The 9,318-nt window shown below is 51.8% G+C and carries 4 protein-coding genes and 1 pseudogene; 1 reads left to right on the top strand and 4 read right to left on the bottom strand.

Features of this window, described 5'->3' with window-relative positions:
• A partial coding sequence (locus tag BMY22_RS08755) for a transposase domain-containing protein (RefSeq protein WP_143068474.1) occupies positions 1 to 300 on the top strand: 300 nt, incomplete at its 5' end.
• Positions 301 to 345: 45 nt separating this feature from the next.
• Here BMY22_RS08755 and BMY22_RS08750 read toward each other — a convergent pair.
• From BMY22_RS08750 to BMY22_RS08735, 4 genes and pseudogenes are all read right to left on the bottom strand, one after another.
• Positions 346 to 693, bottom strand: a pseudogene (locus tag BMY22_RS08750) (GDP-mannose 4,6-dehydratase); the annotation flags it as partial.
• 377 nt (positions 694 to 1,070) lie between these two features.
• Positions 1,071 to 3,647: an acyltransferase family protein gene (locus BMY22_RS08745; protein WP_090621236.1), complete on the bottom strand. Its 2,577-nt coding sequence runs from the start codon at positions 3,645 to 3,647 to the stop codon at positions 1,071 to 1,073.
• Between the two features lie 220 nt (positions 3,648 to 3,867).
• On the bottom strand, positions 3,868 to 7,650 hold the full coding sequence (locus BMY22_RS08740) for a glycosyltransferase (protein WP_090621234.1): 3,783 nt from the start codon (positions 7,648 to 7,650) through the stop codon (positions 3,868 to 3,870).
• Positions 7,650 to 9,194 carry a class I SAM-dependent methyltransferase gene (locus BMY22_RS08735; protein ID WP_090621232.1) on the bottom strand — a complete coding sequence of 515 codons (1,545 nt, stop codon included), beginning with the start codon at positions 9,192 to 9,194 and terminating at the stop codon, positions 7,650 to 7,652. Before BMY22_RS08735 ends, BMY22_RS08740 begins: the two co-directional genes overlap by 1 nt.
• Positions 9,195 to 9,318 lie beyond the last annotated feature (124 nt).

The following is a 9,318-nucleotide window of genomic DNA, read 5'->3' as shown; positions in this document are numbered from 1 at the left end:
AGCAACTGGAGCCGGCTCATCCGCTATACCGAGGCGGGCTACCTGCCGATCGACAACAACCGTGCCGAACGGGCTATTCGCCCGTTCGTCATCGGGCGCAAGGCCTGGCTGTTCAGCGACACGCCCAAAGGCGCGACGGCCAGCGCGCAGCTCTACAGCCTGGTGGAAACCGCCAGGGCCAACGGGCAGGAGCCCTACGCCTGGCTGCGCCACATCCTCGAGCGGTTGCCGGCAGCGCAAAGCGTCGAAGACTACGAGGCGCTGCTGCCGTGGAACTGCACTCCGACGGCGCCACTGTAAAAGACCGGCTCGGCCGTTAACAGACGGGGTTCATGGATCACTTACGACGATGCGGATCGCCTCCAGCAGGTTCACCGCACCCAGGCCGGTAATCTCCGCCGTGGTCAGCGGCTGCTCGAAGGACACCCCCACGAAGCTCTGCGCGGCCAGGTTGTACACCTCGGTGGCCTCGGTGCTCTGCAGCAGACGAATGCTGGCGGACAGATCGGTCAGGTCGTACTCGACCAGATGCAGGTTGGGATGACGCTCGATCCCCAACTCCTCGATGCGCCAGAAATTCACCGAGCTGGTGCGGCGGTAGGCACCGTAAACGGTATAGCCCTTCTCAAGCAGCAGTTGTGCCAAGTAGGCGCCGTCCTGGCCAGTGATACCCGTTACGATGGCCTTGTTCATTGCTCAACATCCCCAAAAATTCCAGATAAAAATGCAGCCATAGCCTGCATGACCCAAGTTGCTTAGTATCGTTCATGATCGCTATAAAACCAACAGAGCTGGTAGTTTGCCGAATCGTAAAACAGAAAATCCTGGCGACCGCAAAAGCTGAGTGCAACATCTGGCTATCTCGGTAAGGTGCGACAGAAGTAATGACGAAGCAGCATGAAGCGCCTACTTCAATCCAGTAACCGTACTGCACTCAGCCTCTGCAATCGCCCCTATCCCTGTAAAAAGCCAAAAAAACAAACACTACAAGCAATACATATCACGCAATCAAACCTCAAGGAGCCTCTTAGCCGAGCCGGAGAATTACCTTGTTTATTTATGGATAGCCCCTAAGACCCCGAATTTTCAGTGGAATGACCAGCCTCAAGAGAACGATCGGGTAATCCGTCGCTTTTTGCTCCATGCACCTTAATATAACTAATACCAATGCCCAGCTTCCGAGAATCACCACCAGCCCCCAGCGACTGCGGGCTAGTTGGCACAGGCGGGACGATCTGAATCGCCTTACTTCGATTGATATTCTCATACGAAAGATAGACAACAGATTGTTTTTCGGAAAAAATCACCTCTTTCCCTAAGCCTCCAACAACAAAGAGAACTGGCTTACCGATATTGGGTCCGTATGCCTGAGCGCGGACCTCCAATTCGAAGGACTCAGGAAGGCTTTCTACAAACTCAAACTGAACTTGATCAGACAGACTGGCATCTGACCAGCGCCCCCAACTTTCTTTATGGGATATTCCCTCAACACGACTCAGAAAATCCGGCATTCCATCTTTACTAAGATCAAAACCATCTTCCAGTTTTGCCGGGTAGACTCCTACTAGGTCATGCATAAACTCAGCAAAGGAAGGTAAAAGCTTTTTATTTCCATACCCACTCAAGTGATCGCCATCCATAAATAGCGGAAACCCACCCTCCCAAGCCTGACATTGCATGCTAGAACAAAGAATCGGAAACGGATCCCATACTTTAACCCCTGGAACCTGACGAGCAATATTGGCATAGCTGTCCAGCACTGGTTTACGAAGTGCCTCGAGTTGTTCACGAGGCATATTGAAACCATGGCTACATATCGGGTTCCCGCGATTGAACCAGTCAGCACAACGAAATGGGGGAGCCTTGAACAGTGGCTTAGGTGCTTCAAGAACAACCTGCACACCCTTTTCTGCAAACTCGCTCAAAATCTTCACAGCATCGATTTCGGCTCGCTTGCGCTCAGCAACAGCGTGCGGACCAAACATCATGGTGTTGACTATTTCATCACCAAAATAAGCCCACTGATCAGAGAAGCGTGGCAAGCGTAGCGATGCCAAGAATAGTACATCGCCTGACTTAATTTGCTTCCGTATATCGTACAAGGCTGCCTCAGCATAGCGCTGGCAATCTGGGTTATCCAAGTCACGAATAGGCTGTAGACTGAGAAATGGACAACCTCCATTATTATAGGCATTAATTTTTATCGAATTATGAATAGCATACTGTTTAAACATTCCCTCATAAGCCAACGCATGAGAGTCACCAATAACATAGATGCTTGCTGGGTTGAGCGGCCGGGTCTCATGGCAGTCCTGGGGCGCGAATGTCAACAACATACCTCCCCCTACGTTGGTCGCTTGCGGATAAACCGTGCATCCCGGATAGCCTGGACTTGTTGCCTCCCCGTGTGGGTACCAAATTGCTTGATCATGGCTAACGGTGCTGAGAGACAGCTTTTCCATACTGGATGAGATTTGCACGGAAAGCCACCAAGAGCCACCAATAATTAGTAGGCCGCTGGCGATCACTGCAACCTGAGGTACTTTCTGAATAACACTTGAGTGGCGAATAGGCCTCTCGACGAAACGGTACGAGGCAATTGCCAGAAGGAATGCTAATGAAGCTGCGAGGATTTTCAGTAATAGCGTATCCAGCCCACAGGTCCACCTGAAAAAAACGAACACCGGCCAGTGCCAGAGGTAGAGAGAATAAGAGATTCGACCAACAAGCACTAGCGGCCTGCTGCCAATTATACCATGTATACGCTCAAGCTCTGGATGGCTATGCAAGCTGAAAATAATTCCGAGGGTACCAAGCACAGCCATAAGCGCACCCGGCATCGGAAAATCTTCCTGAGTGGAAAAAAAGAAGGATGCGAGTAGAACCAAAAGCGATACAAAACCCACCAACTCACGCGCACGCACACGCTCCAATCCAGCCGAACCAAATGCTTTCACCGCAGGTCTTAGGCTAATCAACTGATAAAGCAATACGCCAGCCGCCAACTCCCAGAATCGACCGGGGCTCAAGAAGTAAGCTTGAATAGGGCTAGCTTGACTCTGCCAAGCAGAGAACACTACAGAGGCTAATAGGCCAATGCCAAACAAGCCAACAGACAGCAAGCGGCCCCTCCGCCCACCCAACCAAGCGAGAAACAAGAGCGGAAAAATCAGATAAAATTGTTCCTCCACAGCCAAAGACCAAGTATGAGTATAAGGATTAAATTCTGCCGTTGGAGCAAAATAGTTACGCCCGGTCTGCGCCAATAGCAAATTACTTAAACCGAAGAACGCATACAACCCTGTTTCTTGATTCACACCACTAAGCCAAGAAGCAGGAACAAACAAAGCAGAGACATACCCTGTAACCAGTAAGCAAACAATTAGTACAGGAAAAATTCGCTTGATACGCCGAGCATAAAAATAACCAAGAAATGCTAAAAACCCATACCCCCTGAAGCTTGCAATAGAGGCGCTCACAATAAATCCAGACAAAACAAAGAAGACATCAACGCCAACAAAACCTCCTGACACCCAAGCACTATCAAGGTGAAAGAAGAACACTGCGAGCACAGCAAGTGCGCGCAAGCCATCTATATAAGGATAGTACACAGGGTTAAATACAGACCGAGAGTGCTTTTGGATCATTAATATCCTCGCAATATGCTGGCATCGATACTGAATAAGTATCCCCTGGCTAAACCAGGTGCTTTATTCTGTTAGTCCCCAAAGGGGCAAGTAGTTGAGCCGCCTGAAGGCGGCTGTCACTGCAGGCAAAACTTTAGCTGGCCGTAGTGCTTGTCTTCCTTTTCCTGGTTTCGGATGTATGCACGTCCCCCCAGCTATCGAAATCGAAGTTTTTCCCTAATCACACGCTTCTCTCGACAGGGGCTCGAGTGTTAAGCAATACACGCTTGAGCCGTTCCGCGCTTTCCTTCCAAGTCAGCCAGGGCATGCTGTCGGACGTCGGGTGTCGCCCCTCTTCATACAGCCTCAGCCAGTCGTCGATGGCTGCCGCTAGGTCTTCCGCTGCCAGCCCTTTAAAGTAATGAGCATGCTCGCCGGCCACCTCGCGAAATACCGGAATGTCGCGAGCGATGATGGGTAGCTTGTGCTGGGCCGCTTCGATCAGGGGGAGACCGAAGCCCTCTCCATAAGAGGCGGCGATAAGGCAGGAACTTGTAGAGTAGACTTTCTCCAGATACTCATCACTGACTCCTTCGAGCCAAAAAAGTCGCTTATTTAACTCGGGATGACTTTTTAGATAGTCGACTGTTTCAGGAATATCGCGACGTGCTTCATCTAGCAAGGGTTTCCAGCCCTCTCGGCCAACAATGACTAGGTTGATATCTTCCCCGTTACGCCAAAGCTCCCCGAAAGCCTGAATGGCTTGCAAATATCCCTTGCGGGGTTCAATAGTACCCACCATCAGAAAACTCGGGCGGGAGCTTAGCTGTTGTAGCGTCCATTCGGCGTCGTCAGGGAGTCCTGAGCTAGGTGCAGAGCAGGCAAAATCCGCACCATGATGCGACCAGAAAATCCCAAAAGATCTCTGGTTAGCAGCACGACTAATACCCTCCTCTACCAGCCATGCGGAGAGATCGTCGGCAACAGCCCTCGAAACACAGATGACACCATCAAAATGCGCAACGGCTTGAAGCCATTGCATATAGCTTTGGTCAGCCCCCGGAGGGAACACATTTGACATTCTGACTGGAAGAATATCATGGACCATGAAATAAATCGAAACACCCTGAGCGCGGTACTCTGCAAACAGACCCGCATGATTTGCCTGTACTAGAATATCTCCAGACAAGTCCAACCCGAGCAACACATCGCCACTCTCCGGCTCAACGATTTCGTCGTCCAGACCACCTTGCGAACAGCCCAACAAATCAAGTATATAATGCCGAGCATAACGATATTTCCACCCACTCCCCGTATCGCTGAGATAAACAGGCTCAATACGGAAGCCTTCTGGCGGAGCATCCAAGAGCACCAGTAACAACGCGCGTGCCACGCGCTCGATACCAGTTTTCAAATCGGTACGACAAGTTGCCGAGATGTCCAGCAGCAACCTCTTTGCTGGCCGCATCAAGGGAAGCGTGGTGGAAATAGCCTTAGCAAACTGCCGAATTTCAACATCACTTGGCTTAAAATCCGTCACCGCAGCGATGCGGTGAACCAACGCAGGAACGGCCGTCAAGGCTTGTTGATTGAATCGCTCGATTGCTTCGGCATAACGCTTAGCACACACAACAGGGGCATGCTGGGTCAGTATAATATTACTTGCGCGCTTTGCCATATCAGCACAGCGATCCGGGTCACGCCAGAGCGTTTCAATAGCCTCGACAAGAGCCATATCCTCAAACTCATCCGGGAGCATCCAAACTGCCTCATTGTTGAGATCAGCCATAGAACCATTGGCATTAACAATGATCGGTAGTGCATGATTCATACAGTCTAATACGGCACCGGAAGTTTCACCGCGAGAATTGGTGCGCAATTGAACAGCCAAATCCGTCACAGCCAGATAACTCTTAAAAAGCTCCGAGGACACAAATCCAGTAATCTTGACACGATCCGCAACTCTGCTCTTGCAAATTATCTGCAGCAGCCTTTCCCCGTAATTGCCTCCATGGTTCTCACCCACAAATATCAACCTGCAACGCTTATCCATTGCCAAAGCACTACCTAGCCAAGCCTCAAGCAAACGATGGTTGAGCTTGGTCGAATCCAAGAACCCAAAACTGCAAATTACGAAATCCTCTTGACCTATACCCAGCTCTTGACGAATCCGGGCCTTGTCACTCTCGCCAGCAGGTGATCTTAAGTGAGGAATGACTTCCCAATCGGCAGTAAAACTATCCTCATACCATAGACGAGAAAGCTTTTTCGAAAATTCAGAGTGGACAATAAGCCCCTGAGCATACTGAAGCACATGAAGGTTAACCGGATACCTAAGCTTGGCCGACTCAGTATCACGATAGCGCTCGCGCACCGCACCATAGCCATGAGCATCATAAAGCGCCTTGGTCCATACATGCTCCATTCCAGCATGCAGCTCCTGCCAAGCCATCAATCCGCTCAGGTAGAAATCATGGAGTACAACTACCCCGGGTATTTCCTGCATCAACGACAACATGTGCTGATGAAAGGGGGAATTACCAATCTGATAGAGCACACGATCAACTTCACCAAAGTTAGCATACAACCAATTCACGTCCCGTACTTTGCCATATTGGTTAACCCAAGGGTCATCGACTTGATCTTGGGCCACAACCAATTCTAAATCGTAATACTCTGCCAATGCGGGCAATAGCTCGGAACTGTAATCAGCGATACCGGTACGCGCAGGCGGCAAAGGAGAGACAAAGGCTAGCCTTGGCTTCCTGCCTGGAGGCAGAGAGCTAACAGGCTGCCTTTGCTGTACTTTTGCCAGAGACTCAAAAGCTGTAATCGCTCTCCGGGCCGATACATCCCACGAAAACCGTTTTGCTTGCTGTAAGCCATGTGCTCGCAATACCGCCCGCAAAGCTTCATCCTCTAGAGCCTGGGTCATTTTGGCTGTAATAGAGGAGACATCGAGTGGGTCGAACAAAGCTAAATCTAGGTCTATCACTTCGGGCAGGCTGGAGGTATTGGCACCGATGACCGGAGCTCCACAGGCCATTGCCTCCAATGCCGGTAGACCGAAGCCCTCATGCCAAGATGGGAAGACGAATAACTCGCACAGGTTATATAGCTGAACTAACTCTTCCTCTGTGACATACCCTGTAAAACACAGCTCATCCGGCCGTAAACCGGCTGACTTTGCCTGGTTTAGCAGACTCAAGTGCTCCCCTTGAGAGACCTTACCGGCCAGCAACAACTGGTACTTATTCCGGACATTAGCAGGCAGGGCCGCAAACGCTTGGATAAGACGCGGTAGGTTTTTACGTTCGTCGGCGCCCCCTGTATAAAGAATAAAAGGACGAGCAAGACCAAACTTATTAAAAATTTGCCTAGCAACTCCTTCATCGACATGAATAGACTGAAAGTGAGAATCAATAGCTGTTGAAATATTTACAAGATTAGACTCAGAAACACCTAGATACTCAAAGCCCTCTTGTCGCGAATATTCAGAAATCGCCAAATAAATCGCAGCTTTCTTTATATATTCAATCTTGCGCAGATAGTACTGCCCATAGCTCGGATTCGGCTTCAGATAGTGGTCCGGATTCAGCAGCGGAATGAGATCATAAAGAGAAACGCTGACAGGTGTAACCGTATCAAAACAGCCTATACTTGTTACAGCATCATCGCCATAGCCTTCAAACAAGCTACTGATGTGAATCACGTCCGGCTTCAGACTTACGAGAAAAGCCTCACGAATGAACTGTGCCACTTCGCGTCGAGAAATGTTATCCGGCTCCATCTCCCGAACCGGTCCAGGCGCATACCAGACTCGAATGTTTTCTTGTGGCAGAACTCCCTCGAAGGCAGCGCGTATTGTTTCTATAGTTTCAGGGAAAAGTCCACTCAGTGCCAAGATGATTTCATGCTCCCCCCTGTTCCGGGCAATCGCTTGAGCCAACGACAAGGAGTAACGACCTATACCCCGAAAGCGACTTTCAGTTTGCGCACCCTGTAAATCAATAACAATACGCATCAGTGCGCACCCTTTTCCCGTATAGCTTCTTTTAATTTCATGTAGATCTGGCGAGCCCTAGGGCTCATTGTCGAAAGATCTTCAGTCTGCTTGCCTTTTAGTACTTCTCTAGTTGAGGGTTGCGGGTTCAAAAAAGACGGCATTGGTCCCAATAGGCCGCGATTCAGAGCGAACAGCCTGAGGTGCTGGAAAAGGGTCGGATGTCGTCGCAACCGATCGACCAAGCAACGCTTCAACTCCGGCCGCCCCATGACCCAACGCATGGCCCAAGCAAGAACGGGGCGCAGCACACGTCTCGTAGCCTGCCAGGGCAATCTTCCCAACCGCCGCAGGCCGATCATTAGCAGGCGCAACGGTTTGGTGACGCGCCAGGAGGTACTGCTGAGGACGTCTTTCGCCTGTGCCTCGTAGGTGTTGGCCTGCAGGTGCCAGTGGTGGGCGCTACGCTGTACCTCTTCGAGCTGCTGTCGAGCTTGATGCAACTGTGCCTCGAACTGCTGTCGATCTTGCCGCAGTTGTGCATTGAGCTGCTGCCGCTCTTGCTGCAACTGTGCCTCGAACTGCTGCCGCTCTTGCTGCAGTTGTGCATTGAGCTGTCGAGCCTGCTCCCACAGGGCATTCGACTCGCTGGCTGCCTGCTGCGCCTGTTGACGGAGCGTTTCATTGAGGGTTTCCACGGCCGCCTGCTTCACTTCGGCCTGGATGGTCCGGGCAATGCTTCCCCTAAAGGCTGCCTCGACTTCCCGGCTACGCGCACCGGCCTCCTCGAGTTGCCTCCGAAAGCACTCCAGTTCTTCCTTCAGGCCATCGTCATACCGCCTGGCCAGCGTATCGAGAGCCAGGCCGTATTCCTTCTCGAACGCTTGGTCGAAAAGTGCCGTCTGCCCGGCCGGGGCGCCTTTCTGCGCCACTATCCCGTAGTCCGGACTGGCACTGGCCAGTACGTTCATCAGGGCGACCCGCTCGGCTTTCGCCAGCTCCGGAGGCTCCTGCAGGCGCAGCAGCTTGAACCTCGCAAAGCCGGTATATTCGGTAAGAAAGCTCAGTAGCAGGTGAGGAATGGGGCGCTCGTGGGTAGGGTCCAAATAGAAATTATTGGTGCCGACCACGAGGTTTTCCGCATTGGGCGATTCCAGGATCAGCAGGCCTGCCGGCTTCAACACCCTCAGCGCCTCGGCCACCAGTTGCTGGAGACGTTCGAAGGGCATGTGTTCGGCGATATGAAAGCCGGAAATCAGTGCCAGGCTCTCATCTGCGAGGAGCTTGAGAGTTTCCAGGGCCTCGCCCTGTTCCGCCGGCAGACTCAGGGCGTCGCAGCCCTCCAGCATGCCCTGATCGAGGTCGACGCCCCGCGCCTCGAAGCCGTTTTCCCGCAGGATCTCCAGCCATTCCCCGCGGCCGCAGCCAAGATCCAGTGCCGGGCAACTGGCATAAAGCATTTTCAGCGGAGCGATAAAGGGCAGGTAGACTGTTTGACGCTCTTTGATCAGCGCTCGCGAACCACGCAGGCGCTCCTCGAAGGCGCGATAGAACTGCTCCATCATGGGCGACACTCCAGGGTGGCACTGGCCACGTTGAACAGCCGTGCCGGAGTGGGCCGACGGTGGGCAGAAACCTTGCAGACAGGCGGGTTAACACGATCCTTGATCATAAGAAACTCTTTACCAA

The sequence above is a fragment of the Azotobacter beijerinckii genome, assembly GCF_900110885.1.
Taxonomy (GTDB): Bacteria; Pseudomonadota; Gammaproteobacteria; order Pseudomonadales; family Pseudomonadaceae; genus Azotobacter; species Azotobacter beijerinckii.
Note: the sequence above shows the minus strand (reverse complement) of the source record. Positions and strands in the feature narration are given on the sequence as shown.

Coding starts and splice junctions, on each gene's coding strand:
- BMY22_RS08745 (WP_090621236.1), bottom strand. CDS start 3,647: ATGATCCAAAAGCACTCTCGGTCTGTATTTAACCCTGTGTACTATCCT.
- BMY22_RS08740 (WP_090621234.1), bottom strand. CDS start 7,650: ATGCGTATTGTTATTGATTTACAGGGTGCGCAAACTGAAAGTCGCTTT.
- BMY22_RS08735 (WP_090621232.1), bottom strand. CDS start 9,194: ATGATGGAGCAGTTCTATCGCGCCTTCGAGGAGCGCCTGCGTGGTTCG.